This window comes from Nonomuraea sp. NPDC052634, from assembly GCF_040678535.1.
Classification (GTDB): Bacteria; Actinomycetota; Actinomycetes; order Streptosporangiales; family Streptosporangiaceae; genus Nonomuraea; species Nonomuraea fastidiosa.
Window position 1 is genome coordinate 286,638 of the sequence record NZ_JBFATY010000003.1, and the last position, 24,001, is coordinate 310,638.

Consider the following 24,001-nt stretch of genomic DNA (forward strand, 5'->3'; position numbering starts at 1 on the left):
CTGACCCCTAGACTGGCATGCCGTGATGCTCTCGTGATCCATTTCGATAATGTCACCAAGGTCTACGCGAACCAGAACCGGCCCGCCCTCGACCACGTATCCGTTGACGTGGACAAGGGTGAGTTCGTGTTCCTCGTCGGTCCCTCGGGATCAGGCAAGTCCACGTTCCTGCGTCTGATCCTGAAGGAGGAGCGGCCCAACTCCGGCGCGATCCACGTCGCCGGCAAAGACCTGAGCCGCCTCTCCAACTTCAAGGTGCCGCACCTGCGCCGCCGCATCGGCTGCGTCTTCCAGGACTTCAGGCTGCTCCCGAACAAGAACGTCTACGAGAACGTGGCGTTCGCGCTCGAGGTCATCGGAAAGCCGCGGCGCTTCATCCGCAAGGTGGTGCCCGAGGTCATCGAGCTGGTCGGCCTCGAAGGCAAGGCGCACCGCATGCCCGACGAGCTGTCCGGCGGCGAGCAGCAGCGCGTCGCCATGGCCCGCGCCTTCGTCAACCGGCCCATGATCCTGCTGGCCGACGAGCCCACGGGCAACATCGACCCTGCGACGAGCATCGGCATCATGAAGGTGCTCGACCGCATCAACAGGACTGGCACCACGGTCGTCATGGCCACGCACGACGCGGCCATCGTCGACTCCATGCGTAAGCGTGTCGTGGAGCTGGAGGACGGCAAGATCGTCCGTGACCAGTCGCGTGGCGTGTACGGCCAGGCGTACTGACAGGGAGCTGCAGACAAGACATGCGGGCGAATTTCATCTTCTCCGAGGTCTGGATCGGCCTCCGTCGTAACCTGACGATGACGATCGCCGTGATCATCACGGTGGCGGTCGGTATGGCGATGCTCGGCGTCGGCCTGATGATCAACACCCAGGTCGGGCTGATGAAGGGCTACTGGGACGACAAGGTCGAGATCTCCGTCTTCCTGTGCAAGAAGGGGACGGCCATACCGGACTGCAAAGGCAAGGCGATCACGCCCGCGCAGATCAAGGCGCTCGAGCAGCACATCAAGGGCACCAAGGGCGTCAAGGAGGTGTTCTTCGAGACCGAGGCCGACGCGTACCGGAACTTCAAGCAGTCGTTCTCGTCCTCGAACCCGGCCCTGGTCGACGCGACCAAGGTCGAGGACCTGCCGCAGTCGTTCCGCATCAAGCTCGAGGATCCCGACAACTACCAGCCGGTGATCCAGGCCGTGACCGGGCAGCCGGGCGTGGCCCAGGTGATGGACCAGAAACAGCTCATCGCCCCGTTCTTCGACATGCTCGACAAGCTCGCGCTCGCCGCGCTGACCGTGGCCATCATCCTGGTGCTCGCGGCGGCGCTGCTGATCGGCAACACGGTGCGGTTGTCGGCGTTCAACCGGCGCCGCGAGACGGGCATCATGCGGCTGGTCGGCGCCTCCAACCTCTACATCCAGCTCCCCTTCGTCATGGAGGGCGTCATCGCCGGTCTCGTCGGCGGCGTCTTCGCGGCGATCATTCTGATCTGCGCGAAGGTGTTCCTCTTCGAGGAGATCGTCGGCTTCTTCGGCGGTGCCACGGCTCAGCTCAGCTGGAACGACCTGGCCCAGACGATCACCATCACCATGATTATCGGTGTCGTGATCTGTATCCTGGCCTCGTTCGTGACGCTACGTCGCTATCTGCGGGTGTAGCGGTGCGCATGGGCTGCGAGCGTCCCTGTCGCCGGTAAAGTCGAAGCATGCCACGTGAGACCGGGCGGAAGGTCATCGCCCAGAACAAGCGCGCTCGGCACGACTACCACATCGAGGACACTTTCGAGGCGGGTCTCGTGCTGCAGGGCACCGAGGTGAAGTCGCTACGCGAGGGCCGCGCCTCGCTCGTCGACGGCTACGCCACGATCGACGGCAACGAAGCGTGGCTGCTCAACGTGCACATCCCCGAATACGCGCAGGGCACCTGGACCAACCACGCGGCCCGGCGCAAGCGCAAGCTGCTGCTGCACCGCAAAGAGATCGACAAGCTCGCCGCCAAGATCAAGGAGGGCGGGCTGACGATCGTGCCGCTGTCCCTCTACTTCAAGGACGGCAGGGCGAAGGTCGAGATCGCCGTCGCCCGGGGCAAGAAGGACTGGGACAAGCGGCAGGCGCTGGCGGAGCAGCAGGCCAAGCGGGAGATGGCCCGGGCGCTGCGCTACCGCAACAGATGAGACGGCGGCACTGCGACCGATGAGACGCGGACCTTTCAGGCGTACGGCGATGCACCGCGCCCGCCGCCTGCTGGCGGCGACCGCCACGCTGGCGGTCGCCAGCACGACGCTGACCGGCTGCTTCGAGGAGTCGTCACCCCACGACGCGGTGCGCGACTTCCTCGTGGGCTGGCAGTCGGAGGACTACGAGCTGGCCGCCCGCCGCACCGACGGCGACCCGGCGAAGGTGCGCAAGGCGCTGGAGGACGCCAAGCTGGAGCTCGACGCCGCCTCCTTCCGCTTCAAGATCACGGCCATCAGCGTCGACGGCGACGAGTCGGAGGCCGACTTCCACGCCGAGGTCGACCTCGGGGAGAACAACCCGCTGTGGCAGTACGACAGCAAGCTGCCGCTCCACCTCGTCGACGGCGCGTGGAAGGTCCGCTGGTCGCCCTCCGTGCTGCACCCGCAGCTCAAGGAGGGCCAGCGCTTCGCGGTCGACACCGAGCCCAAGCCGCGCCAGCCCGTGCTCGACCGCGACAACGACCCGCTGCAGAGCGACACCATCCTCTACGTCGCCGGCGTCGTCCCCGACGAGCTGGGCGACCGGGCCGAGGAAGTGGTCGCCAAGCTGTCCGACGTCACCGGCTACGCCCAAGACCGCCTGCTCAGCCGGGTCAGGTCGTCGCCGCCCGACAAGTTCGTGCCGCTGGTGACGTTCGGACGCTCGCGCTACCAGTCGATGCAGACCAAGCTGGCGATCGACGGCATCAAGATCGTGTCGCAGAAGCAGCCGGTCAACCCCGACGCGCCGCGCCAGATCGTCGGCACCGTCAGCGCGCTCACACCCGAGACCGAGCAGAAGCTCGGCGGTCCGCAGCGGGCCGGCGACTCGGTGGGCAAGAGCGGGCTGCAGCAGGCGTACCAGGACTATCTGACCGGCTCCACCGAGACGAAGGTGATCACCCTCGATCTCAAGACCGGCCGGCAGGTCGCGCTGCTGGAGGAGTGGCCAGGACGGCAGAACGTCTCGGTCAAGACCACCATCGACAGGAAGGTGCAGGCCGCGGCCGAGCAGGCGGTGGCCGAGACCCAGACCAGCGCCCTGGTGGCGGTGCAGCCCGACACCGGCGAGATCCTCGCGGTCGGCAGCAAGGGGCTCCACCAGGAGCGGCATGGGCTGGCCGGGAAGTTCCCCGCCGGCACCGCGTTCTCGATCATCGCCGCCGACGCGCTGCTGAAGGCCGGGGTGAGCCCCAAGCAGCGGCTGGCCTGCCCGCAGGAGCGCACGGTCGGCGGCGCCAAGTTCGTCCAGGCGGCCCACAACGCCCCGCTGCCGGCGTCGGCCTCGTTCCAGGACAACTTCGCCAAGGGGTGCGTGACCGCGCTGGCCTCGCTGGCCCGCCGCGTCTCGGGTGACGATCTGCTCAGGAGCGCGCAGGCGCTGGGCTTGGAGCAGCCGTGGCGGCTGCCGCTGAAGTCGTTCAGCGGCAAGCTGCCGAGGCTGTCCAGCGACGCCGACAAGGCCAAGGCCATCGCGGGCCAGAGCGTCCAGGTGAGCCCGCTCAGCATGGCTCTGGTGGCCGCTGCGGTGGCGTCCGGGACGTGGCGGCCTCCCGTACTCGTGACCGAGCCCAAGACGCCCAGCGCGACCGCCACGGCGCCGCCCGCGACCCAGCCCGCGCCCCAGCAGATGGACCCGAAGGTGCGCGCGACGCTGACGACGATGATGCGCGCCGGTGCGGTCGGCTCGCCCGCGCAGGCCGGTAAGGCCAAGGTCTACGGCATCACCGCCACCGCGGAGGGCGGCCTCACCTGGTGGGTCGGCTGGCAGGGCGACGTCGCCGTCGCCGTCCTGGCGAAGAACCACGACGCCGGAGCCGTGGCGGGAGACTTCTTCGCGGGGCTCGCGGACTGACATCGCGGCCGAAGGTGAAAAAGTCGTGACGCTGAGCAACCATCCGGACTTCCCCCGGCGTCTTACTGAGTGACTGGGCCCGCTCGGGGGGTTGCGGTCCCAGTCGCCGTGATGAGATCAGGACTTCATCTCGGGGGAAGTCCTGCCGTCCGGACCGGCTCGACCCTGCCGGTCGGCCCCCGGGAGCACGTGCCTCAGCGCCGGGCTCCCGGGGGTTTCGGCGTTGCCGCGAGGTCCCGCGCCGGCGCGGAATTAAGTTGGCATCGGGGGCGTTGTCCGATGTACATTCCTGTTGCGCCGACCCTCGCGCGGGCCGGCGGTGACGGTTGACAACTGCACAGGGGGTGACTGGCTTCGACTTTGACCTTGCAAGCCAGGTGAAGCGGGCCGAGGACTGCGGACATAACCTCGTTAATCCTGTGACCGCAAACAATAAGTGCCAATTCTAAGAGCACTGTGGCCGCCAGGGACTCCCTGGCCCTCGCTGCCTGATCAGCGAAGCCACTGTCAGCCCGGGAGCGCCTTCGGCCCGGTGTCTGGCATCGCTAGAAGGCTCAACCGATCAACCCGGCCACGGGGGAGATCGGGAAATCTAACAGTGGCTGAGCCCGTCGGCGACTTGCCTGCGTGATCGCCGGGGCCGAGAAAAGCACAGCAGGCTGCGCCCGGAGAAGCCCTGACTTGGGGTTGAAGGACGCGGGTTCGATTCCCGCCACCTCCACCAGCTTTTCGCAACCGCCTCTTCGCCGCGGGCTTCCGCAGGCGAGGGGCGGTTTCGCGTGTCTGCGGTCCCTGCCTGCGTGCCCCCGCTCCCAGGCCGAGGTGCGCCTGCCCTCGCTCACCCATGCTCACGCGCGCCACGCGTGTCCGCGGCGCCGGGCCGCGGTGCCCTCTGCCTCTCTGCGGCCGCGCCGTGAGCGAGCGCCTGCGTGGAGATTCCGTACTGCTCGCCCGCGCTGTAAGGTGATCCGGGGTTTCGTGCGTTTCAGGACCGGTCTGGTCACAGATCTGCCACTCCGTCACTACCCACTGCTGCCGGTGTGCTTAGGTGTTGCTCTGACAATTCCTGTGCTGGAGTGGGGTTCAAGCGTGTCAAGGTTCGACTGGCGCCATTCGGGGTTCGCGCCGCTGGTGGGGCTTCTGGTGTCCGCGGTGCTGCTGATGACCGGGATGGTGCGCCAGTTACTGCAATTCGTGGGGGCGACCACGGCGCCGGGGGCGGCTGAGCTGGTGGTCACGTTGATCATCGCGGTGTTCCTCACCACGGTGTTGCGGATCGTACGGGCGGTGCCCGACATCAGGAAGGAGAGCGTCGCGACGGCCCGGGCCTCGGCCAGCGTGCAGGCCGTGCGGCCCAGCGATGACACGCTGGTCGGGCGGCGGCTGCGGCTGTTCAAGGAGGCGGCCGAGGCCGGCGGCGACGCCGAGGCGGTGCTGAGCGCGCGCTCCGCGCTCGACGACACCGAGATGGTCAACAAGCACCACATCGATCACGCCCTGATCTGGGCGCTGCCGGTCTTCGGCTTCATCGGTACGGCGCTCACCATGGCCACGATGGTCGGCTCGTTCGGCAACGCGCTCGACAACCGGGGCGACCCCGGCGTGCTCATCACGGCGCTCAAGCAGCACGTACTGCCCGAGCTGGCCTCCGCGTTCGGCGTCACCATGATCGCGCTGTTCCTGAGCGTGCTCGCGTTCGGCGCGATGGCGCTGATCGAGCGGGCCGAGCGGGCCAGCGTGGCGGCGGCCGACGAAGTGTTCCTCGTCTACCTGGCCCGGCTGCCCGGCGCCTCGAAGGGCGGCTCATCCGCGCCCGCCGGCCCCGAGCTGCGCGGGCTGACGCAGGAGCTGGCGCAGTCCAGGGACAGGACCGAGGAGCTGATCAAGGGCATCGACGCGCTGCGCACGGCGGTCGAGCGGCTGAGCGCCGTCGAGAGCAAGCCGCAGAAGTACACGCTGGTGAGGGAGCAGTGAGAAAGCAGGCCACGCGGTCGTTCGCGCCACCGCTCGACCTGCGGTTCATCGACCTGTTCATGGCGATCGTGCTCGCCCTGTCGTTCGTGGCGATCATGCTCACGGTCGTGGCGCGGATGCTGCCCACCGAAGAGACCACGCAGCCGCCGCGCAGGCAGACGGTGGCGCAGCTGGAGCGGAAGCTCCAGGAGGCCGAGCAGGCGCGGCAGGCGGCGGAGGCGGAGCTGCGCGCGACCAAGGAGCAGATCTCCGAGCAGACCGCGTTCGCGCTGCCGTGGTGGCTGATCGGGTTCTGCGCGCTGCTGGGCGTCCTGGCCGTGTTCATGAACTGGCGGGTGCGGCTGTGGAACAAGGGCAGCCTGCCGCGCTGGTGGACATGGGCGCTGGTCACCGTCGTGGTCGCGGTCGTCACCGTGGTGATCAGAGAGCTGAGCGACGGGCAGGGCTACCTGCTGCTCGCCGAGATCCCGTGGTGGGCGGCAGACGTGCTCTGCCTGGGGCTGCTGCTGGTGGCGTACGTGCTGATCACCGACATTCGCGACAGGCAGCGCGAGCTGCGCGATATCACGGCGAAGTACGTACCTGATCGGTAGTAGGGTTCCGGACGGACTGGCCGTGGGACTCCGGTGCGACTTCCGGAAACCGCCTTTACCGCGACCTTTCGCAGTTCGCGCCCCCATTCCCCGGCCAGTCCGAGACCACGTCCGGGGAGCCATGGAGACCTACGCCGATCTGATCGAGTGCGAGGACGTGCTGCTCTTCGCCAACGCCGCGATCACCTCGACCGGCCAGCGCGAGTTCCACAGCGACGCCGGGCGGCAGCGCCTCTCCCTGCGCTTCCTGCACGACTACATCCACACCAACTATCCCGGCCTGTACGCCGCCACGCTCGCCCTCGACATCAACGACCACAACGCGGCCCTCATCATCGCCGGGCTGCTGGGACGCAAGGGCGGCGTGGACGCGGGCGAGGCGCGGCTGATCTTCTGGCGGCTGGGCAGGATGAGCCCGCCCCGCGCGTACCGGCTCTTCGGCGAGCTGCGGCGGGCCGGCGTCAACAACCGGCGCACCCGCGCGATCGTCCGCGACTGGCTGGCCGCGCGGCCCGACCTGGCCTTCGACGCGGTGAAGTACCGGGCGGGGGTCAAGGCCGCGGTCCGGCACGCCCACCTGAGGCCGCCGGGCGAGCTGGGCGACTTCCTGTTCGCGCCGTTTCGCCGATCCCATTACGACACGCCGCTGCTGGAGGCGTGGCGGCGGGCGCACTACGACAAGAACGCCCTGTACGAGCTGCCGTACACGGTGGCCGAGGGCTTCGCCGCCCGCCACGGCATCCCCAGGGACCACTTCCTCGAGCACATCGCGCCCCGGCTGACCCGGCTCGAACGGCTGCGCCTGAGCGGTGCCGCCGAGCGCGACGGCCTCGGCACCGACGCGGATCTGGCCGCGCTGCCGCTGGTCAGGGTGGCCTCGTACGTGCTCTCGCTGGCGGCGGACGTACGCGAGCGGCGGCGCGACGAGCTGGTGTCCGCGCTGCGCGCGGCCGCGTCGCGGGCGGCGGGCACCCGGGCCGGCACCTGGGGCACGTGGTGGCGGTGCTCGACGACAGCTTCTCCTCCTTCGCCTCCCCGCAGAAGCGCCGCCGGCCGCTCGCGGTCGCGCTGGCCTGCCACTACCTGCTGGAGGCGCTGGCAGGTGACTACCACGGCCTGTGGCTGTCGCGGCGCGACGACCCGCTCCAGGCCCGCCCGACCGGCCCGACCCCGCTCGGGCGGCGCGTCATCGACGCCCTGGAACGGCGGCCCGGCCTGCTCGTCATCGTCTCCGACGGCTGGGACAACGCGCCCCCCGGCCTGGCCTGCGAGGTGCTGCGGGTGTGGCGGCGCAGGCTCGACCCGGCGCGCGAGGTGGGCATCGTGCACCTCGACCCCGTCTACGACGCCGAGCGGTTCGAGGTCCGGCGGCTGTCCCCTGTCGTGCCGACGGCCGGCATCAGGGACGCCGAGGACCTGCCCGCGCTGGTCGAGCTGGCCAGGTTCGCCGAGGGCCGCAGCGGGGCGGCCGAGCTGCGGGCGTACCTCGCCGAGCGGGCGGCGCGGGCGCTGGAGGCACGATGATCGACCTCACCGGGCTGGAGACGCGGCCCGCCCAGACCTGGGGCGCGCTGCGGCTGGTGCCGCTCGTCCGCCGCGCCCCCATCGAGGACCTGCGGCTGCACGCCAAGGTGTACGGCGACGAGCTCTCCGTGGTGACGCTGCCCGACAGGTCGCTCTACACCGCGTACGTGCCGCACGCGTTCGTCGCGTCGTGGACCGCCGACGGCACCCCGGCGGCGGCGTACGGCACCCAGCTCGGGCAGCCGCTGCGCCACGTGCCGATCAGGATCCGCCGCAGGATGGCCCGCAGGGCCGACAAGCACCGCCTGCGCTTCCTGCCCCTGCACCTGGCCGTCGAAGGCTTCCTCGCGCTCCACTTCGGCGGCCCTGAGACGGCCTGGGACGAGTGGTCGCGGCAGGCGCTCGCGCACGGCCTGTCACCGCGGATCGAGGAGGCGTACAGCGGGGCCGAGGTACGCGGCCTGGAGGACGCGCTGAAGGTCTTCGAGATCCACCCCGGCCAGTGCGGGCTGCTGCTCTACGCGGGTGACACGCTGGCCACGGCCTTCGTGGTGCCGCACCCCGAGGACTACCGCGCGCTGCACCCGACGCTCGTCCGCGACATGTACGGCGACCTGATCCACGAGTACGCGCTGTACTACCCGGCGCGGGATTTCACCGCCGAGCTCGACGCCGACGCCATCGGCTCGCTCGCCGACCTGCGGGAGGCGGCCGCCCGCGTCGAGCGGGAGTGGGCGGAGTTCCACGACTCGGTGATGGCGGCCGGGCCGCTCGGCGCACCCGACCGGGTGACACCGCCGCCGCGCTCGGCGTCACCGAGGCCGAGCTGGGGATGCGGCTCGCGCGGGCCGGGTTCGGGCACCTGCTGCGGCAGGACGTCCTGGACGGCTACCGCAAGGCGGTCAGTGACCGCAGCCGGCGTACTCGTCGAGGCGGCGCAGCATCGCCGCCAGCATGAGCGGGAACATCCCGACGTGCGCGACGAGCATGAGCACGCCGCCGTCGATGGCGCCCGCCCACAGCAGCGGGAACAACGGCACGGCCGGGGCGAACATGATCGCGCACATCTCCAGCGTCGGCGCCCAGCGGTGCCCGCGCACTCGCATCCACGCGGCCATGCCGATGGACATGTCGAGCGCCATCGCCAGATACCACAGCTCGGGCTGCTCGGCGTGCGAGAGGCCGAGGCCGGCGGCGGAGCGGAGCATGCCGATGAGGAGCATCCCGGCGAACATCGCGATGATCATTTCGACGTAGTGGAGGGCGAACCTGCCCCAGTTGCGGCCGGTACGGGCGGCGGTGGTGGTCGTCGTCATGTCCCGACTGTCGCCGCCGGGGTCCGCCGGGGCCAAGGAAGGCGGCCGGACATGTCCGGAAACTTGGGTTCTCGGTCCGCCGGACCTACAGTCGAGCCATGGACCGACGACGGTTCGTCGTGGTGGCGTACGAGGCGGCCGAGCTGCTCGACATCGCCTGCGTGACCTCGACGCTGGAGAGCGCCAACTGGCACGGCGCGTTGCCGTACTACGAGTACCGCGTCGCCACCCCCGGCGGACGCCCCGTCACCACCGGCACCGCGCTGCGCATCGACGCGCAGCTCGCGCTCGAACGCGTCAAGGGTCCGCTCGACACGCTGCTGATCTCCGGCGGCATCGGCTACGCGGACGCCGCGGCCGACCCGCTCGTCGTCGGCCACATCAGGCGGCTGGCCCGCGAGAGCCGCAGGGTGGCGTCGGTCTGCACCGGCGCGTACGTGCTGGCCGCCACCGGGCTGCTCGACGGCCGTCGCGCCACCACCCACTGGAAGCAGGCGCACGAACTGGCCGGGCGCTTCCCCGGCGTGACCGTCGACCCCGACCCGATCTTCATCCGCGACGGCAACGTCTCGACCTCCGCCGGCATCACCGCCGCGCTCGACCTCACACTCGCCTTCGTCGAGGAGGACAACGGCACCGAGCTGGCCAGGACCGTCGCCAGGAACATGGTCACCTACCTGCAGCGGCCCGGGAACCAGGCCCAGATGAGCATGTTCGTCGAGCCGCCGTCGCCCGCCGACGGCCTGGTCAGGCGGATCGTCGAGCACATCGCCACCCACCTGCGCGACGACCTCGGCACCGCCGCGCTCGCCGCCGAGGCGGGCGTCAGCGAACGCCACCTCACCCGCCTCTTCATCAAGCATCTCGGCCTGACCCCCGGCCGCTACGTCCGCAGGGCCCGCACCGAGGCCGCCGCCCAGCTGCTCGCCACGACGTCGCTGCCGTTGGCCGCGGTCGCCGCGCGCTGCGGGTTCAAGACGGCGGAGACGTTGCGGCAGGCGTTCATCGACCGGTACGGCATCCCGCCCTCCCGCTACCGGATGACCCAGGCCGCAGGCTGAGCCCGATACCGGAGACCTTGATGGCGCGGTTGAGACCGTTGTGCGAACTGTGGCAGAGTTTGACCCCACTTGGCGATGGCGCCAGGGCAGGGCGAGGCCGAAGGGCTCGCGCACAAGACGCGAACGCGGCGTGACCAGCGCGTGTGACCCGATCATCCGGACATCGAACGCCGCCCGCCTGTGGTGAGGCCGAACATCCCCGACGACGAAAGTGGACCACACATGCGAAAGTTGTTCGCACCGGCCGTCGCGGCTCTCGCGCTGGCGGGTTGCGGCGTGATCCCCGGCCCGCCGGGCACCGGTGACGGCGAGTCGCCCACGACCGGCGCCGCCGCCGCTCAGCCCACCCAGGAGACCTCCACTCCGGCGCAGCAGCCGCCCGCCCAAGAAGCCACCGTGATCGCCACCCGCACCGCCAAGGTCAGCGCCGGCGACATGACCGGCGCCGCCAGGGTGGACATCACCTCCCTGCGCCGCCAGGGCAAGACCGCCAGCCTCACCTGGACCATCACCGCCACAGAGGGCAAGGTCAACGTGCACAACGGCCTGGGCAAGGGGCCGCTCGACCTGACCGTCTCGAAGGTCTCCCTCATCGACCCCGTCAACGCCAAGCGCTACCGGGTGGCCCGCAACGGCACGACCGAGGACGCCGAGTGCGTGTGCTCCGGCACCCAGGGGCAGTTCCTGGAGCCGGGCGAGTCCTCCACGCTGTACGCGGTCTTCGCCGCGCCGCCGCCGGAGGTCACCAAGGTCGACATTGAGATGCCGATGTTCGGCGTGCTCGACGATGTTCCGATCTCTTAGCGTCGCGCTCGTCCTGGCCGCCGCGTCCGGCCTGATGCCCGTGTCCGCCGCGGCGGGGTTGTCGTCGGCCGCTGCGGTGGGGTCGCCGCCGGTCGCCGGGGCCGCGTCACCGCTGGTCGCCTCGTGGGGGGCGTCGCCGGTCGCCGGGGCCGGGTTGCCGCCGCTCGCCTCGTCGGGGGCGTCGCCGACGCCCGCCCCCACCGTGCCGGACGGCGCCGCCGGCCCCGTCGAGGACCTGGTACTGCCCGTCGAGGACATCATCGGCGAGGTCGAGTCGATGGACGGCACCGAGAGCGAGATCACCCAGGGCAAGCAGGTGACGGTCGCGGTGACCAGCGACGTGCTGTTCGCGCTCGACAAGTGGCAGCTCACCGCCAAGGCCCGCGACCGCCTCGCCAAGGTGGCGCGCAAGGTCCAGGACGAGGTTGACGGCGGAGTCGTCAAGATCGAGGGCCACACCGACGACCAGGGCACCGACGCCTACAACCGCACGCTGTCGATCCGCCGCGCCCAGGCGGTCGAAAAGGTCATGCGCGGCCTGCTCGCCGGCTCCGGCGTCACCCTCCAGGCCCGGGGCTTCGGCGAGAGCCGTCCCAAGTTGCCGAACGTGGTCAAGGGCAAGCCGGTGGAGGAGAACCGCGCCAAGAACCGCCGCGTCGAGATCATCTTCACCGCCAAGCAGTAGGACGCGCGGTCGCCCGGGAGCGGACCTCGGGGAGCCGCCCCGGAGCGGCGGCTTCGCGGCCGTCCAGGAGCGGTGACTGGGGGAGTGGGGCTGGCGCGGCGGCCGCGGGAGTCGTCCGGCAGAGGAGGCTCCGCCCGGTCACCCCAGGAGGAGTAACCGGCTGAAGCAGCGGCCTGGCTCTGGTCGCTCAGTCGGCTTGGAGTTCTCCAAGGGTGACGGTGACGGTCTCCTCTGTGCCGTCGGCGCGGATCAGGCCGACCTTGACACGAGCGCCGGGCTTGAGCGTGGTGATGGTCTCGGCCAGGGCCGCCATGGTGGGCGTCTCCTTGCCGTTGATCGAGGTGATGACGTCGCCGGGCCGGATGCCGGCCTTCTCGGCGCCGCCGCCGCTCTCGACACCGGCGACCCCGACGCCGCTCGGCTGGCCGTCCGCGTCGATGACCGTGCTGCCCCTGATGCCCAGGGCGGCGCGGTGGCTGTTGGTGACCTTGCCGTCCCTCACGATCTGGCGGGCGATGTCGGTGGCCGTGTTGCTCGGGATGGCGAAGCCGATGCCGGGCGCGGCCCCGCCGCCGAGCTGCGGGTCGGTCGCGGCGAGCGTCGGGATGCCGATCACGTTCCCCGACAGGTCCACGAGCGCGCCGCCGCTGTTGCCGGGGTTGATGGCTGCGGAGGTCTGGATGGCGCCCGCGATGGTCGCGCCGGGCGAGCCGGGGTCCTGGGGTTCGGTGACCGTACGGCCGAGCGCGGAGACGATGCCGTCCGTCACGCTGCCGGACAATCCGAGCGGGTTGCCCATGGCCAGCACGATCTGCCCCACCCGCACCTTGGACGAGTCGCCGAACCTGGCCGGGCGCAGCCCGTCCGCCTTGTCCACCTTGATGACCGCGAGGTCTCCGGCCGGGAACGCCTTGACCAGCCGGGCCGTCCTGGGCGCGCCGCCCGTGGCGATGGTGACGCTCATCCGCGTGGCCTGCCCGACCACGTGGGCGTTCGTGATGATGTGCCCGCTGCGGTCGAACACCACGCCAGAGCCCAGCCCGACCTTCGTGTTGATCTGCACGATGGACGGCAGCACGTCCGTGATCACCTTCTCGTACGCCGCCTCCAGCGCCTGAGGCGTGGACGCGGGAGAGGGCGTGGCGGTGGACGGGGGCGTCGCCGTGGAGGCAGGAGCCGAGGTGGTGGGCGTCGTGGCGGCGGGAGTGTCCGTACCCGTGGTCGTAGGGGGAGGACCGCAGCCTGCGAGCAGCACTCCGGCGGCGGCGAGTCCTGCGGCCATTCCCCTCATGGGGATGTGAACTGCCCAGCCGACTCAGAAAGATACGCTTCCCGGACGTTTCTCCTGCTCAGCTTGCCGGTCGGCGTGCGGGGCAGCGACTTCCGGTACTCGATCACCCGGGGGTGCTTGAGCCTGGCCAGGCGCGGCGCGCAGTGGCGCAGCAGCTCGGCGGTCAGCTCGTCATCGCCCCTCACCCCGTCGGCCGGCTGGATCAGCGCCACCACCTTCTGCCCCCACTCCGGGTCGGGCACGCCGATCACCGCGACGTCGGCCACGGAGGGGTGTTCGAGCAGCGCCGCCTCGACCTCCGCCGGGTAGATGTTGACGCCGCCGGAGATGATCAGGTCGGTACGCCGGTCCAGCAGGAACAGGTAGCCGTCCTCGTCGAGGTAGCCGATGTCGCCCGGCGTGTAGTCGCGCCCGCGCATCGACGCGGCCGTCTTGTCGGGGTCGCCGTGGTACTCGAACCGGTTGATGCCGCCGATGTAGACCAGGCCGGGCGTGCCCGGCGGCACCTCCTTGCCGTCCTCGTCGACGATCGTGAACGACATGCCGTCCAGCGCCTTGCCCACCGTGCCCGGCTTGGCCAGCCACTCCTCCGACGACACCATGGTGGCCACCGCCGCCTCCGTGGAGCCGTAGTACTCCCACAGCACCGGGCCCAGCCAGTCGATCATCGCCTTCTTCGTGGCCGGCGGGCAGGGGGCGGCCCCGTGGTAGAGGTGCGTCAGCGAGGACAGGTCGTACTTCTCCTTGTCCGGTACGTCCAGCAGGCGGTGGAACATCGTGGGCACCATGAACGCGTTCGTCACCCGGTACCGCTCGATCAGCTCCAGCGTGGCCACCGCGTCGAACCGCTCGGGCGCCACGATCGAGTGCCCGAACTGCAGCGCCATCATCGCCTGGCCGTACGGGGCCGAGTGGTAGAGCTGCGAGCACACCAGGTGCACGCCGTCCATCGGCAGCCCGAAGTGCCGCCAGCTCTTGCGCATGAGGATCGGGTACAGCTCCTCCGGCGTCAGGTCCAGCAGGCGGCGGCGCACGCCCTTGGGGCGGCCGGTCGTACCCGAGGTGTAGAGCATCATCGAGCCGGCCTTGCGCAGAGCCGGCGGGGTGGCGGGCCGGCCGTCGATCAGCTCCGCCACCGTGAGGGCGTCCGGCGAGATCACCGCCTTGGCCTGACAGTCGGCCACGATGTAGTCGATCTCCTCGGTGGTGAAGTGCCAGTTGACGGGGACGAGGTAGACGCCGATCTGGTACGTCGCCAACATCATCGTCAGGGCGTCGAGCCCGTTCTTCAGCACGGTCACCACGCAGTCGCCTTGGCCGGCTCCGAGCGAGGTCAGGCCGTTCGATGCGCGGTTGACGCGATCGAGCAGCTCTCCGTAGGTCGTGCCCTCGTCGCCGAGGAGGGCGGGGCGTTCTGGGTCGTGGGCCGCGATCTCGTAGAAACCCCTCATGCTCCGTGAGATTACAGAATCATCTTCTGGTGGGGGAATAGCGGAAATATCGTGCTCCTGGGTGCCGTAACCTCATGGCCATGGCGGACGACGGCGACCAGACACCTACGAATGACCCACCCACCACTCCGTTCCGCAAGATCGTCCTGCCCGCGGAGGAGACGGTCAAGATCTCCCTTCCGTCGGCGTCCGACCCGTCCGCCCCAGTGAAGCCCGGCACGTCTGACCACGCCGCCGAGGGGTCGGGCAAGAGCACCGCTGCAGGAAAGGGCGCCGGGCCGGGCAAGGGCTCGGCCGCGGGCGCGGGCGGCGCCGGCGGCGGCCAGGCGACCGGCTCCAAGCCGAGCGCCGCTCCCACCAAGAGCGCCGCTCCGGACAAGAGCGCTGCTCCGGACGCCGCTCCGGATAAGAGCACTGCGGCGAAGCCGGGAGCCGCTTCCGGAGCAGGCGGTACAGCCCAGCAGGGCGCTGCTTCTGGGCCGGGTGGTGCGGCCAGAGAGAGCGCCGGCGCTGGATCGGGTGGTGCCGCCCAGCGGGGCGTTGCGGCCGGGCAAGACGGTGCGGCGAAGCAGGGTGCTGAGGTCGGGGTAGGCGGTGCCGCTCAGCAGGGCGCCGGTGCCGGGCCGGGTAGCGCTGCCCAGCAAGGTGCTGCTTCGGGGCCGGGTGGTGCGGCGGAGCAGGGTGCTGCTGGGCAGGGCACCGGTGCCGGGAAGGGCGCCGGTTCGGGAGCGGGCGCTGCCTCAGGAGCGGGTGCTGGTGGTGCGGCTGCCGGGAAGGGTGCCGGTGCTAGGGCGAAAGCCAGGCAGGGGCATGTCCCGCCCGTGGGCACCGAGACGGAGCTGGGGCGGCTGGTTGCGCCGCTCCCGCCGGCCGGGCAGGACACCGGGCGGAAGGGCGCGCCTGGACCGGCTACCGGTGGCAACGCGGCTCAGGGCGCACCGCCTTATGGCGCGCCGGGGCCGGTCTCGGGACCGCATCCGGTGCCGCCGGGCACCGCTCCCAATGTCGGTGCCGGTCCTAACACCGGGCCGAACGCCGCGCCCAACGCGGGGCCGAATGCCGCCCGTAACGCGGGGCCTGGGCCGTATCCGGGTGGGCCTGTGCCGCCGCCGGGTGCGGGGCCGATTGCCGGTGCTTGGCCGAACTCGGGCGGGCACGCCGTCCCGGGGCCTCATGCGGGGCCGGGCGGTCACGGGTCTGGGCCTCAGGCGGGGCCGGGCCCGCAGGGTTCAGGGCCTCATGCGGGGCCGGGCGGTCACGGGCCTGGGGCTCAGGCAGGGCTGGGCGCTCAGGGGTCAGGGCCTCAGGGGCCGGGCATGGGTCCGGGGCCGTATGTCGGGCCTGGCCCGAACTCCGGGGCGAACCCTGTGCTGCCAGGTGTCGGCCCCCACGGGCCTGGGCCGCAGACCGGCCAGCCGATGCCGCCGGGCAGCGGTCCCAACGTCGCACCCAATGCGGGGCCGGATGCCGCCCCTAACGCGGGGCCTGGGCCGTATCCGGGTGGGCCTGTGCCGCCGCCGGGTGCGGGGCCGATTGCCGGTGCTTGGCCGAACTCGGGCGGGCACCCCATCCCAGGGCCTCAGGCAGGGCTGACCGGTCACGGGCCGGGGGCTCAGGCGGGGTCAGGTGGTCACGGGCTTGGGCCTCAGACGGGGCCGGGTGCTTACGGGCCGGGGTCTCAGGGGCCGATGCCGGGCTCCGGACTCAACCCGATGCCGGGCTCCGGGCCCAACCCGATGTCGGGTTCGGGGCCCAATCCGGTGCCGCCCCATGGGCCGGGCATGCCCCCGGCCGGGCACCCCATGGGACCGGGCCCGCAATCCGGCCCCAACCCAGTCCCGGGCACCGGTCCGCAGGCAGTGCCTGGCACCGGTCCGCAGGCGGTGCCTGGCACCGGTCCGCAGGCGGTGCCTGGCGCCGGTCCGCAGGCAGTGCCCGGCACCGGCGCGCAAGCAGTGCCTGGCACCGGCTCGCACGCAACGCCTGGCACCGGCTCGCAGGCAGCGCCCGGCGCCGGCTCGCACGCAACGCCTGGCATCGGCCCGGCCGCACCGGGACAGGCCGCAGAGCCGGCGGCCGGGGTGGCTCAGGCTCCGGGGCAAGGACCCACTCAAGGGCCAGGGCAGGGGCCCGCCCAAGGGGCGAATGTCGGTCCGGGGCAGGGGGCCGTCCAGGGGGCGGGTGCCGGGGTCGCTGGTGTGCCTGACGCCGGAGCGGCCGGTGTGCCTGACGCCGGAGCGGCCGGTGGGCCTGACGCCGGGGCTGCGGGTGGGCCTGATGCCGGAGCGGCCGGGGGGTCAAGCGCCGGAGCCTCCGGCGGGTCTGACACCCCGGCGGCCAATGGGCTCAACGCCGGGCCGGGGCAGCAGCAACCTGAAGAGCAGCGGTTCGGGCAGCCGGGGGTGCGGCCGTTGGTGCCGCCGCCGAAGCGGCGCGGTATCGGCGACATCCCGATCAGGGTCGTCTACCTGTTCGGTGCCATTGTGGCGACCGTGCTGGCCGTTCTGCTGGTGTTCGTCGTCTTCTCCGGTGACGTGCCGAAGAACGAGCCGGAGGAGGTGGTGCAGGTGGCTCCGGTGCCGACGACGCCGACGCCGACGGCGTCTGCGACGGCGAGCCCGTCGCCGACGCAGAGTCCTATCGTGCTGCCACCGGCCCCGGCGAGCAAGAAGTTCGCGACGTTCTCCGGCAAGGCGTCCGCGGTCACGGGCACGATCACCGACAGGAAGGCCGGTATCACGTATCCGCGGCTGGCTTCGCCGTGGAAGGCGAGGTCGTATTCGCCGTTCTCGGTGGCGCAGCGCATCGGCAAGGTGGAGGCGCCGTACACGGTGATCGCCTCGGCGATGCTGCCGGGCGAGGCGCCGGAGAAGAAGCCGTCGTCCAACGCCGACTACCGGGAGATCGCCACGCAGGCGGCCCGGTGGACGATCCGCACCCAGTTCCCGGAGGGCGCGACGCTGGAGGAGTGGACGGCATCGATGAAGAACCCGGTGGGCAAGGGCTGGACGCTGGGCTTCAAGGTGACGTACACCTCGGGCGGCAAGAAGCAGACGGCGCAGGCGATGGTCTCGGTGGTCGAGGTGGGCAAGACGAAGCCGGCGATGCTCATGGCCTCGATCCCCGAGGCGAACAAGGCACGCTGGCGAGATCTGAACACGCTCGCGCAGCAGGTTCGCCCGATCTGACGGGCAGCCTAGGCCAGAAGCATCCTCTAGAATATGGTTCTGCGCATGACTCGGACCTGGCTGGAGGATGAGTAATGGCGATCGGGTTGAGCGAGGAGCACGAGGCGCTCCACGAGTCGGTGAGCGGCTGGGCCGAGCGGAACATCCCCTCGGAGCTGGTGCGCGCGGGCTCGCAGGGGCGCCCGCCGTTCTGGACGGGCCTGGCCGAGCAGGGGCTGCTCGGCCTGCACGTGCCCGAGGAGCACGGCGGCTCCGGCTACGGCCTGCTGGAGGCGGCCGTGGCCATCGAGGCGCTGGCCGAGCGCATGGCGCCCGGCCCGTACGTGCCGACGGTGCTGGCCAGCGCGGTCATCAACGCCTCGAAGCGCCCGGAGCACCTGGAGCGGTACGCCGACGGCACGCTGACCGCCGCGCTCGCGCTGACGGGGAACCTGACCGGCACGCGTACGGAGGACGGCTCGCTGGTCGTCTCCGGCACCGCCGAGCCCGTGCTGGGCGGTTCGCTCGCCGACTCGCTGGTGCTGCCGGTCACCACGGACGACGGCGAGGAGTGGGTGCTGATCGAGGCGGCCTCGGCCACGGTCACCGAGCTGAAGTCGCTCGACATCACCAGGCCGGTCGCCAAGGTCGAGCTGGACGGCGTGACCGTGCCCGCCTCCGGCATCCTGGGCGGCGTGCAGCGCTCCGACGTGCGCGCGATCGCGGCGATCCTGCTCGGCGCGGAGGCCACGGGCCTGGCGTCGTGGTGCGTGACGGCCGCCGCCGAGTACGCCAAGGTGCGCGTGCAGTTCGGCCGCCCGATCGGCCAGTTCCAGGGCATCAAGCACAAGCTGTCGCGCATGCTGGTGGCGCTGGAGCAGGCCCGCGCCACGGTCTGGGACGCCACCCGCGCCGAGGGCAAGGAGCTGGAGTTCGCCGCCGCCGTGGCCGGGGTGATGGCCCCCGACGCGGCCGTGCGGTGCGCGAAGGACGCCATCCAGACGTTCGGCGGCATCGGCTACACGTTCGAGCACGACGTTCACCTCTACTACCGCCGCGCGCTCACCCTGCGCGCGCTGCTCGGCTCGTCGGCCGACTGGGCGGCCGAGGTGGCCGAGCTGGCCCTCTCGGGCGTGTCGCGGGAGATGGAGATCGACCTGCCGGAGGGCGCCGAGGAGCTGCGCGAGTCGATCCGCGCCGAGATCGCGGAGATCGCGCGGCTTGAGGGCAAGGAGCAGAAGCGGGCGCTGGCCGATCGCGGCTTCGTCATGCCGCACCTGCCCAAGCCGTGGGGCCGCGGCGCCAAGCCGCTCGAGCAGGTGCTGATCGCGCAGGAGCTCAAGGCCGCGAAGGTACGCGTGCCCAACATGATCATCGGCGCCTGGGTGGTGCCGTCGATCGTCGCGTACGGAACGCCGGAGCAGCAGCAGCGCTTCCTGCCCAAGACGCTCAGCGGCGAGATGATCTGGTGCCAGCTCTTCTCCGAGCCCGGCGCCGGCTCCGACCTGGCCTCGCTGCAGATGAAGGCGGAGAAGGTCGAGGGCGGCTGGAAGCTCAACGGCCAGAAGATCTGGACGTCGGTCGCTCACGTGGCCGAGTGGGGCATCTGCATCGCCCGTAACTCCAACGAGGGCTCCAAGCACGAGGGCATCACGTACTTCCTCGTGGACATGAAGGCCCCGGGCGTGACGGTCAGGCCGCTGACGGAGATGACCGGCGAGAACCTGTTCAACGAGGTGTTCCTGGACGACGTGTTCGTGCCGGACGACCTGGTCGTGGGCGAGGTGGGCCAGGGCTGGAAGGTGGCGCGCAACACGCTGTCCAACGAGCGCGTGTCGCTGTCGTCCGGCTCGGGCGGCACGGGCGCGTCGGTGCCCGACCTGCTGGGCCTCGCCTGTCGCCTCGGCAGGGAGCTGACGCCGGTCGAGAAGCAGCGGCTGGCCGAGGTGGTCTGCGAGGGCCACTCGATCAACGCGCTGTCGCTGCGGGTGACGCTCAAGCAGCTCGCGGGCAGCGAGCCCGGCGCGGACGCCTCCGTACGCAAGCTGCTGTCCACCTCGCACGCCCAGCACGTGTCGGAGACGGCGGTCGAGCTGCTCGGCGCCTCCGCCGTGATCGCCGCCGACATGAAGCTGGGCGACGCCGGCTACTGGAACAGGGCGGTGCTCGCGACCCGCGCCATGACGATCTACGGCGGCACCACCGAAGTGCAGCTCAACATCATCGGTGAGCGCATGCTCGGCCTGCCGAGGGACCCCGAGCCGGGCAAGTAGTCCGGAGGCGGCCCGGTCGTTCCAGGGGGCCGGTCGTTCCAGAGGGCTCGGTCATTCCAGAGGGATGGCCGGGCCGTCCTCGTCGGGGACCGGGTGGCCGATCCTGATCTCGCCGACGCAGGCGGCGGGACCTTCCGGCACGCGCAGGAACAGGTCCGTGCCCTGGCCGTGGACCTGCACGAACGTCCTGCCCAGGTCCTTCCCGGCGGGCACGCGGGCCTCGCCGGGGCCGCCCAGCCGGACGGCGAGGGTGGTGGGGGCGGCGTTCAGGTAGGAGATCTGCGCGGTGTAGGCCCCGCCGGGCAGCGGCGCGGGCAGACGGAAGCGCACCTCGCCCGGCCCGACGGGCACGCACGCGCGCTGCGGCACCCGCAGCCCGCGCACGGTCACCGGCCGCAGCCGGCCGCGCGCATCGAACGTCAGCGGGTCGCGCACCGGCCCGGACAGCTCCCGCGTCCACGTCACCGGCCACGGGCGCGGCACGCCGAGGAGCCTGGAGTGCCGGGCGTACTCGTGGAAGAAGGCCGGGGAGGCGACCTCGGGCGGCACGTACGTGTCCAGCACCACCGCACCCGCCGGAACCTGCGCCAGCGCCCGCGAAGCCGTCCTGACGTAGTCGCGCACGGGACCGCCGAGCGGCCGGTCGGCGTACGCGGCCACGGACCACACCGAGCCCGCGGCGACGGCGGCGGCCAAAGGCGCCCACGCCCACCGCCACCGGGGGAGCGGCCGCCGCCACGGGTGCTCCTCGCCGTCGAGCGGGATGAAGGCGAGAGCGGCCGCCAGCGACACGACGGTGGCGGTCGCGGCGAGGTAGCGCAGCTCGTGGCCGAGCACGCCGGGCCCGAGCAGCTCGATGCGGCCGAGCAGCACCGGCACCACGTCCGCGAGCAGGAAGTAGCCGAGCAGCGTCAGCCAGGCCGCCCAGGCGCGCCGCCGGTGCCGCAGCGACACCGCCACCGCGACCGCCGCCACGGCCAGCGCGGCCCAGGCGAGCGGCGCGGGCGTGGCCGACATCGCGTAGTCGTCGCCGATCGGCCGCCACTGCCAGGGCCCGCCGAGCGCCGACGGCACCAGCGCGCGGAAGCCGAGCACCCACGCGAACTCGGCCGCCGTGCCCGCGCCGGGCAGCTCGGGCGTCTGCGTTCTGTCGTTGAGCTGCACGGACCCGTAGAGGCCGGTGAAGAACACCGCCGCGTACGCCGCCAGGATCACCGCGTACGGCACCCAGGCCCGCCAGAGCCGCCACCACCCGCGCGGCCGCAGCCAGACGGCGGTCACCACCAGCAGGAGCACGGGGATGAACGCGGCCTTGACGAAGAACAGCAGCCCGAACACCGTCCACGCGCACGCCGCCACCAGGTGCCGCGCCCGCCCGCGACGCACGTACAGGGTGTGCGAGGCGAGCGCCATCGGCAGCGCGAGCTGCAGCGGCAGCGTCTCCAGCACCGCCGCCCACCACGACAGCGACGGCACGGTCATGGGCGTCACCAGGTAGAGCCCGAGCGGCACGAGGATCGCGGGCCTGGGGCCGAACAGCACCCACAGCAGCCGCAGCATGGCCAGGCTCGCCCCGGCCTGCAGCGTCATCGTGGTGGCGTGGGCGAGCGGCTCGTTGTAGCCGCCGAGCCTGGCCATCGCCCAGGAGATGCCGAAGCCGCCGGGCAGCAGGTGCCCGACGTCCACCCACATGAGGTAGTCCCAGGTGAGGCCGCTCTCCTGGCCGCGGATGATGTAGTGGAAGTCGTCCTGGCGGAAGTACGTCCGCCTGACCAGCTCGTACTTCCACACGAGCTGCACGACGACCATCACGAGACCCGCCGCCAGCACGGCGTCGCGCCCGCGCAGGCGCTGTAAGACGCCTTCGTCCATGATCACCCCGTTCTCCCCCGCGCGCAGCGTAACCAGGGATGGTCCTCAGGGGAACGGCCGTGTCCCGGTTGTGATGTCATAGCGGGATGTCCCAGTCCGCCCGCGCCGGGCTCGCCGCCGCCCTGCTCGGGCTCGTGCTCGGCTGCCTGGCGCTCGGCCCGGCCCTGGGCTGGGGATTCGTGCTGATCCAGGACATGGTGTTCGTGCCCGAGCCGGAGTTCTCCCGGTTCACGTTCGGGCTGGCGGGCGGGGCGCCGAGGGTGGTGCCGAGCGACGCCGTGGTGACCGCGCTCGCCCAGGTGCTGCCCGCCGAGCTGGTGCAGAAGGCGATCCTGCTCGGCATCTTCGTGCTCGGCTGCTCGGGCACGGCGCTGCTGGTGCCGTCGGCGTCGCTCGGGCCGCGCCTGGTCGCGGGCGCCTTCTACGTGTGGAACCCGTACGTCGCCGAGCGGCTGCTCATCGGCCAGTGGGCGCTGCTGCTCGGCTACGCCGGGCTGCCCTGGGTGGTGCGCGCGGTCTGGTCGCGGCGGCGGATCGCCCTGGCGATGCTGCCGGCCGCCGTGGGCGGGTTCGCGGCGATGACGGTGACCGCGATCACCGCGCTGCCGGCCGCCCTGTCCACTGCCCTGTCTTCTACCGAGGGGTCCGCCGCTGGGCCGCGCTGGAGGACGGTGGCGCGGGTGGCGGCGCTGCTCGCGCTGTTCAGCCTGCCGTGGCTGGTGCCGGCGGCGCTGCGGCCGTACGGGATCGAGGGCGACCCGGTGGGCGTGGCCGCCTTCGCCTCCAGGGCCGACACGCCGTTCGGCGCGGTGGGCAGCCTGCTGTCGCTGGGCGGGATCTGGAACGCGTACGCGGTGCCGCCCGGCTACGGCAACCCGGTCGGCGCGGCGGCCAGGCTGGTGCTGACACTGGCGGGCGCGGTCGCGTTCCTGCGCGGCGGCATGCCGGGCAGGTGGGGACTCGCCGGGGCCGCCGCCATCGGGCTCGCGGTGGCGTCGGTGGGGGTGACCGGGCCCGGCAGGGCGGCGTTCGCGTGGGCGGTGGAGCTGTGGGGCGGCTTCGGGGTCTTCAGGGACGCCCAGCAGTACGTGGCGCCGCTCGCGCTGATGGCGGCGCTCGGTCTCGGCCTGCTGGCCGAGCACGTGGCGGCGAGGAAGGCGTGGGTGGCCGCGCTGGTGCTGGTGCCGGTCGCGGTGCTGCCCACCCTGGCGTGGGGCGCGCTGGGGCGGCTGGAGGCGGTGCGCTACCCGGAGGGCTGGACGGCGGCGCGCGAGATCATCGAGCGGGACCCCGAGCCGGGGGAGGTGCTGGTGCTGCCGTTCGAGTCGTACCGGCGCTTCCCCTGGAACGGGCACCGGGCGGTGCTCGATCCGGCCCAGCGCTTCTTCGCGGTGCGGGGGCGGCGGGTGGTGACCAACGACGCCGTACGCGTCGGCGACATGGTCGTGCGCAGCGAGGACCTGCGCGCCCAGGAGGTAGAACGCGTACTAGTCGGGCCCGCGCCGGATCTCCGCGCCGCGGGATTCCGCTACGTGATAGTGGACGCCGGGACAGTTGCGGAACGTGAGCGCTTCGCGCAGTGGCTACGCAGCGCAAGGGTCCTGGTCGATACCGGTGACCTGCGGTTGTACCGGTTCGGCGGCCGGGTGGCGGCCCCCTGACGCCGATCGGTACGCTCGTCAGCGGTTTTGTTAGAGTTTGGCCTAGCTACTTCCCAGTAGCAAGAATTGGTTCTAAGTTGAGGGACGCCCGCACTACCCGCCCGCTTCAGGAGGAACCCCGTTGATCAAAGTCCTCTTAGCAGCGATCATCGGCGTAGCCGTGGCGGCACTCGTGGCCACGGTCACGACCGTGTCCTTCACCGGCGCCACGGCCACGCCGGTCAACCAGCCGCTCTACAACTACGGCGACCGGTAACCAGAA

20 protein-coding genes and 1 other RNA gene are annotated in these 24,001 nt (G+C 71.5%); 16 read left to right on the forward strand and 5 right to left on the reverse strand.

The window, feature by feature from the left end; translation table 11 throughout:
* Positions 1–33: 33 nt before the first annotated feature.
* From ftsE to AB0K67_RS17300, 7 genes are all read left to right on the forward strand, one after another.
* A complete protein-coding gene (gene ftsE, locus AB0K67_RS17270; RefSeq protein ID WP_127939948.1) occupies positions 34–723 on the forward strand; it encodes a cell division ATP-binding protein FtsE in 690 nt (229 codons plus the stop codon).
* Between the two features lie 20 nt (positions 724–743).
* Positions 744–1,655, forward strand: coding sequence for a permease-like cell division protein FtsX (gene ftsX, locus AB0K67_RS17275; RefSeq protein WP_364060313.1), 912 nt, complete (start codon positions 744–746; stop codon positions 1,653–1,655).
* A 47-nt stretch (positions 1,656–1,702) separates the two neighbouring features.
* Complete coding sequence (smpB, locus tag AB0K67_RS17280) at positions 1,703–2,170, forward strand: SsrA-binding protein SmpB (protein WP_364060315.1); 468 nt, start codon at positions 1,703–1,705, stop codon at positions 2,168–2,170.
* 19 nt (positions 2,171–2,189) lie between these two features.
* Complete coding sequence (locus tag AB0K67_RS17285; RefSeq protein ID WP_364060318.1) at positions 2,190–4,067, forward strand: penicillin-binding transpeptidase domain-containing protein; 1,878 nt, start codon at positions 2,190–2,192, stop codon at positions 4,065–4,067.
* A 340-nt stretch (positions 4,068–4,407) separates the two neighbouring features.
* Positions 4,408–4,791, forward strand: a transfer-messenger RNA (tmRNA) gene (gene ssrA, locus AB0K67_RS17290).
* Positions 4,792–5,156: 365 nt separating this feature from the next.
* Positions 5,157–6,041: a hypothetical protein gene (locus tag AB0K67_RS17295; protein WP_364060321.1), complete on the forward strand. Its 885-nt coding sequence runs from the start codon at positions 5,157–5,159 to the stop codon at positions 6,039–6,041.
* Positions 6,038–6,634 (forward strand): hypothetical protein, encoded by a 597-nt coding sequence (locus tag AB0K67_RS17300; RefSeq protein WP_364060323.1) that lies wholly within the window; start codon positions 6,038–6,040, stop codon positions 6,632–6,634. Before AB0K67_RS17295 ends, AB0K67_RS17300 begins: the two co-directional genes overlap by 4 nt.
* A gap of 55 nt (positions 6,635–6,689) precedes the next feature.
* On the opposite strand, the gene AB0K67_RS17305 is transcribed toward AB0K67_RS17300, so the two are convergent.
* Both AB0K67_RS17305 and AB0K67_RS17310 read right to left on the reverse strand, forming a co-directional pair.
* The gene (locus tag AB0K67_RS17305) at positions 6,690–7,268 is read right to left on the reverse strand and encodes a hypothetical protein (RefSeq protein WP_364060326.1); all 579 of its coding nucleotides are present in this window, start codon (positions 7,266–7,268) and stop codon (positions 6,690–6,692) included.
* A 38-nt stretch (positions 7,269–7,306) separates the two neighbouring features.
* Positions 7,307–7,627: a hypothetical protein gene (locus AB0K67_RS17310; protein ID WP_364060329.1), complete on the reverse strand. Its 321-nt coding sequence runs from the start codon at positions 7,625–7,627 to the stop codon at positions 7,307–7,309.
* Here AB0K67_RS17310 and AB0K67_RS17315 point away from each other — a divergent pair, their 5' ends adjacent.
* The 5 genes from AB0K67_RS17315 (at position 7,628) to AB0K67_RS17335 (ending at position 12,024) form a co-directional block, all read left to right on the forward strand.
* Positions 7,628–8,158, forward strand: a complete 531-nt coding sequence (locus AB0K67_RS17315; RefSeq protein WP_364060332.1) for a hypothetical protein — start codon at positions 7,628–7,630, stop codon at positions 8,156–8,158.
* Positions 8,155–9,639, forward strand: a complete 1,485-nt coding sequence (locus AB0K67_RS17320; RefSeq protein WP_364060335.1) for a hypothetical protein — start codon at positions 8,155–8,157, stop codon at positions 9,637–9,639. The genes AB0K67_RS17315 and AB0K67_RS17320 overlap by 4 nt, the downstream gene beginning before the upstream one ends.
* Positions 9,573–10,535, forward strand: a complete 963-nt coding sequence (locus tag AB0K67_RS17325) for a GlxA family transcriptional regulator (protein ID WP_364060338.1) — start codon at positions 9,573–9,575, stop codon at positions 10,533–10,535. The genes AB0K67_RS17320 and AB0K67_RS17325 overlap by 67 nt, the downstream gene beginning before the upstream one ends.
* Before the next feature lie 222 nt (positions 10,536–10,757).
* On the forward strand, positions 10,758–11,339 hold the full coding sequence (locus AB0K67_RS17330; protein WP_364060341.1) for a hypothetical protein: 582 nt from the start codon (positions 10,758–10,760) through the stop codon (positions 11,337–11,339).
* Positions 11,323–12,024 carry an OmpA family protein gene (locus AB0K67_RS17335; RefSeq protein WP_364060344.1) on the forward strand — a complete coding sequence of 234 codons (702 nt, stop codon included), beginning with the start codon at positions 11,323–11,325 and terminating at the stop codon, positions 12,022–12,024. Before AB0K67_RS17330 ends, AB0K67_RS17335 begins: the two co-directional genes overlap by 17 nt.
* A 187-nt stretch (positions 12,025–12,211) precedes the next feature.
* On the opposite strand, the gene AB0K67_RS17340 is transcribed toward AB0K67_RS17335, so the two are convergent.
* Positions 12,212–13,306: a trypsin-like peptidase domain-containing protein gene (locus tag AB0K67_RS17340; protein WP_364060347.1), complete on the reverse strand. Its 1,095-nt coding sequence runs from the start codon at positions 13,304–13,306 to the stop codon at positions 12,212–12,214.
* A gap of 5 nt (positions 13,307–13,311) precedes the next feature.
* Complete coding sequence (locus AB0K67_RS17345; protein ID WP_364060350.1) at positions 13,312–14,766, reverse strand: AMP-binding protein; 1,455 nt, start codon at positions 14,764–14,766, stop codon at positions 13,312–13,314.
* A 2,411-nt stretch (positions 14,767–17,177) separates the two neighbouring features.
* Here AB0K67_RS17345 and AB0K67_RS17350 point away from each other — a divergent pair.
* Positions 17,178–17,954: a hypothetical protein gene (locus AB0K67_RS17350; RefSeq protein WP_364060353.1), complete on the forward strand. Its 777-nt coding sequence runs from the start codon at positions 17,178–17,180 to the stop codon at positions 17,952–17,954.
* A 74-nt stretch (positions 17,955–18,028) separates the two neighbouring features.
* Positions 18,029–20,206, forward strand: coding sequence for an acyl-CoA dehydrogenase (locus AB0K67_RS17355; RefSeq protein WP_364060356.1), 2,178 nt, complete (start codon positions 18,029–18,031; stop codon positions 20,204–20,206).
* A 51-nt stretch (positions 20,207–20,257) separates the two neighbouring features.
* Here the strand turns inward: AB0K67_RS17355 and AB0K67_RS17360 are convergent, their stop codons facing one another.
* Positions 20,258–22,084: a hypothetical protein gene (locus AB0K67_RS17360; RefSeq protein ID WP_364060359.1), complete on the reverse strand. Its 1,827-nt coding sequence runs from the start codon at positions 22,082–22,084 to the stop codon at positions 20,258–20,260.
* An 80-nt stretch (positions 22,085–22,164) separates the two neighbouring features.
* Here AB0K67_RS17360 and AB0K67_RS17365 point away from each other — a divergent pair, with 80 nt between their 5' ends.
* Complete coding sequence (locus AB0K67_RS17365; protein ID WP_364060362.1) at positions 22,165–23,739, forward strand: hypothetical protein; 1,575 nt, start codon at positions 22,165–22,167, stop codon at positions 23,737–23,739.
* A gap of 121 nt (positions 23,740–23,860) precedes the next feature.
* Entirely contained in the window at positions 23,861–23,995 is a 135-nt protein-coding gene (locus AB0K67_RS17370; protein ID WP_329584535.1) for a hypothetical protein, read from the forward strand.
* Positions 23,996–24,001: the final 6 nt, after the last annotated feature.

Excerpts from the sequence above, each read along its gene's own strand:
- AB0K67_RS17325 (WP_364060338.1), top strand. The coding sequence starts at position 9,573 with ATGGACCGACGACGGTTCGTCGTGGTGGCGTACGAGGCGGCCGAGCTG.
- AB0K67_RS17355 (WP_364060356.1), top strand. The coding sequence starts at position 18,029 with ATGGCGATCGGGTTGAGCGAGGAGCACGAGGCGCTCCACGAGTCGGTG.
- AB0K67_RS17365 (WP_364060362.1), top strand. The coding sequence starts at position 22,165 with ATGTCCCAGTCCGCCCGCGCCGGGCTCGCCGCCGCCCTGCTCGGGCTC.
- AB0K67_RS17335 (WP_364060344.1), top strand. The coding sequence starts at position 11,323 with ATGTTCCGATCTCTTAGCGTCGCGCTCGTCCTGGCCGCCGCGTCCGGC.
- smpB (WP_364060315.1), top strand. The coding sequence starts at position 1,703 with ATGCCACGTGAGACCGGGCGGAAGGTCATCGCCCAGAACAAGCGCGCT.
- AB0K67_RS17285 (WP_364060318.1), top strand. The coding sequence starts at position 2,190 with ATGAGACGCGGACCTTTCAGGCGTACGGCGATGCACCGCGCCCGCCGC.
- ftsX (WP_364060313.1), top strand. The coding sequence starts at position 744 with ATGCGGGCGAATTTCATCTTCTCCGAGGTCTGGATCGGCCTCCGTCGT.
- AB0K67_RS17345 (WP_364060350.1), bottom strand. The coding sequence starts at position 14,766 with ATGAGGGGTTTCTACGAGATCGCGGCCCACGACCCAGAACGCCCCGCC.
- AB0K67_RS17340 (WP_364060347.1), bottom strand. The coding sequence starts at position 13,306 with ATGGCCGCAGGACTCGCCGCCGCCGGAGTGCTGCTCGCAGGCTGCGGT.
- AB0K67_RS17305 (WP_364060326.1), bottom strand. The coding sequence starts at position 7,268 with ATGGGATCGGCGAAACGGCGCGAACAGGAAGTCGCCCAGCTCGCCCGG.
- AB0K67_RS17320 (WP_364060335.1), top strand. The coding sequence starts at position 8,155 with ATGATCGACCTCACCGGGCTGGAGACGCGGCCCGCCCAGACCTGGGGC.
- AB0K67_RS17330 (WP_364060341.1), top strand. The coding sequence starts at position 10,758 with ATGCGAAAGTTGTTCGCACCGGCCGTCGCGGCTCTCGCGCTGGCGGGT.